Source organism: Massilia sp. NBRC 108631 (genome assembly GCF_059704565.1).
Genome location: NZ_BAAKJE010000295.1, coordinates 1 through 2,637 on the forward strand (window position 1 = coordinate 1; position 2,637 = coordinate 2,637).

Annotated in this window: 3 protein-coding genes; 1 reads left to right on the plus strand and 2 read right to left on the minus strand. The window is 65.1% G+C overall.

What is annotated here, in order from left to right; translation table 11 throughout:
• Nucleotides 1–63: 63 nt before the first annotated feature.
• Nucleotides 64–678 carry an FMN-dependent NADH-azoreductase gene (locus tag AC6H42_RS31770; RefSeq protein WP_057158934.1) on the minus strand — a complete coding sequence of 205 codons (615 nt, stop codon included), beginning with the start codon at nucleotides 676–678 and terminating at the stop codon, nucleotides 64–66.
• A gap of 123 nt (nucleotides 679–801) precedes the next feature.
• Between AC6H42_RS31770 and AC6H42_RS31775 the strand changes: the two genes are divergently transcribed.
• A complete protein-coding gene (locus AC6H42_RS31775; RefSeq protein ID WP_057158935.1) occupies nucleotides 802–1,719 on the plus strand; it encodes a LysR family transcriptional regulator in 918 nt (305 codons plus the stop codon).
• 20 nt (nucleotides 1,720–1,739) lie between these two features.
• On the opposite strand, the gene AC6H42_RS31780 is transcribed toward AC6H42_RS31775, so the two are convergent.
• Nucleotides 1,740–2,546 (minus strand): CheR family methyltransferase, encoded by an 807-nt coding sequence (locus tag AC6H42_RS31780; protein WP_057158936.1) that lies wholly within the window; start codon nucleotides 2,544–2,546, stop codon nucleotides 1,740–1,742.
• Nucleotides 2,547–2,637 lie beyond the last annotated feature (91 nt).

Consider the following 2,637-nt stretch of genomic DNA (forward strand, 5'->3'; position numbering starts at 1 on the left):
TGTGCCGCATCCTTCCTACTTCGGGGTCAGACCCCGAAGTAGGAAGGATGCGGCACAGCTTGCTTAGGCGGCGACCAGTTCGTCGATCGATTTGCGGGTCTTGGCCAGGGTGTCGGCCACGGCTTGCTCGCCCAGCGCCACGCCTTCGGCTTGCACGAAGGTGATGTCGGTCAGGCCCAGGAAACCCAGCACGGCGCGCAGGTAGGTGCTCAGGTGGTCGTAGCCGGCTGCCGGACCTTCGCTGTATACGCCGCCGGTGGCCGTGAAGATGTAGACCTTTTTGCCGGTCAACTGGCCGACCGGGCCGGTTTCGGTGTACTTGAAGGTGACGCCGGCGCGGGCGATGTGGTCGATCCAGGCTTTCAGCGTGGAGCTGACCGAGAAGTTGTACATCGGCGCGCCGATCACGATCACGTCCGCCGCCTGCACTTCGGCCACCAGCGTGTCGGAAATCTTCACCGTGTGGGCCTGGTCGGCATTGCGCGCTTCGGCCGGGGTGAAGAAGGCGCCCATCATCTGCTCGGTCAGGTGCGGCACGGGATGGGCGGCGAGGTCGCGCTCGACGATTGTGTCGGACGGGTTGGCGGCCTTCCATTTGGCGATGAATTCTGCCGACAGCTGGCGCGACAGGGAACCGGAGTTACGTACGCTGCTGTTGATATAAAGTACATTTGCCATGATGCTGCTCCTTCAAGATGTGGAACCCAAGTGGGACCCGGTTGGGATTGCATGCATCATAGAACGGGTTTAGTATCGATGAAATACTGCAAATTTCAATCGATAGCATCGATTTTTTAGATCATGAGAGACCCCGGCCACCCTTCCCTGGACCAGCTGCGCGTGTTCATCGCCGTCATCGACCATGGCGGCTTCGCCCACGCGGCGCGCGCGCTGCACCGCACGCAGTCCGTCATCAGCTACACCATCGCCAACCTGGAGGACCAGCTCAACATCGCGCTGCTGGACCGCAGCAGCCGCAAACCCACCCTGACCGAGGCCGGCCGCGCCTTGCTGGCCGACGCGCGCGCCGTGTCGATGAAGGTCGACAGCATGCGCTCGCGCGCCAAGGCGCTGTCGGCCGGGCTGGAGGCGGAAGTGTCGCTGGTGGTCGATGTGATGTTCCCCACCTGCCTGCTGGTGCGTATCCTGAACCAGTTCCAGCAGCAGTTCCCCACCGTGGCGATGCGCTTGCGCACCGAGGCGCTGGGGGCGGTGACCCAGCTGGTGCTGGAACGGGTGTGCCACATCGGCATCTGCGGCGGGGTGATCGCGCCGCCGGACGCCATCGAGCGCCGCGCGGCGGGCGAAGTGACGATGATGCCGGTGTGTTCGCCAGACCATCCGCTGGCTAACATCGAGGGCAAGATCCCGGTCTCGGCGCTGCGCGACCACATGCAGCTGGTGCTCACCGACCGCAGTTCGCTCACCGCCGGCAAGGACTTCGGCGTGCTGGGACTGCGCAACTGGCGCCTGGGCGACCTGGCGTCCAAGCACGCGCTGCTGCGCGGGGGGCTGGGCTGGGGCAGCATGCCGCACGCCATGGTCTACGACGACCTGGCCAGCGGCCGCCTGGTGCAGCTCGATATCGCGGACGGCAAGGCGTTCCAGTATCCACTGTTCGTGATCCATCGCGGCGACGAGGAGCCGGGACCGGCAGGCCGCTGGCTCACGCAGCAGTTTCTGGACCTGGACCACCAGCTGCCGCACGGCGCCTACTGAGTCCGCGCGGGGACGAGCGCTCAGGGCTTGCGGTAAATCGACGGCGCCAGCATGGCCACGTCGCTGTTGATGTCGTTCAGGCTTTCGGAGTGGCCGATGAACAGGTAGCCGCCCGGCTTGAGCTGCTGCGCCACGCGCGCCACCACCTGGCGCTTGGTCGCGGCGCTGAAGTAGATCAGCACATTGCGCAGGAAGATCACGTCGAAGCTGCCCAGCTGCGGCAGTGGCGCGTTGAGGTTTACTTCCATGAACTGCACGCGCTGGCGCAAGGGCCGCTGCACCAGCAGCGTGCCCGCGTACTGGTCCATCCCTTTCAGGCAGAAACGCTGCAGGTAGCTGCGCGGGATGTTGCCGGTGCGTTCCATCGGATAGTGGCCGAAGCGCGCCTTGTGCAGCACGCGGCTGCTGATGTCGGACGCGGTGATCTCCCAGCGCTGCTGTTCCAGCACGTCGGCCAGCACCATGGCGATGCTGTACGGTTCTTCGCCGGAGGAGCAGGCGGCGCTCCATACGCGCAGGGCCTGGCCGCTCGCGCGCGCTTCCTGCGCCACATTGCGCAGCAGGTCGAAATGCTTGTTCTCGCGGAAGAAGTAGGTCTCGTTGGTGGTCAGCAGGTCCACTGCGAATTGCGTTTCACCGGGCGCCTGCCCGCTGGCCAGCAGCTTGAAGTACTCGCCGTAGGAGCTCACGCGGTGGTGCTGCAGGCGCTTGGACAGGCGGCCGCTGACCAGCGCCTTTTTGCTGGGCGCCATCGTGATGCCGGCGGCGTCGAATATGAAGCGCTGGAACTGCGCGAACTCATGGTCGCTGATGGCGGCGGGTGTCATGCGGCCGCCAACGCGCTGATTTCGTCCACCGACAGCACCTGGCTGGCGTCCAGCAGGATCACGAACTTGCCGTTGACCTTGCCCATGCCGG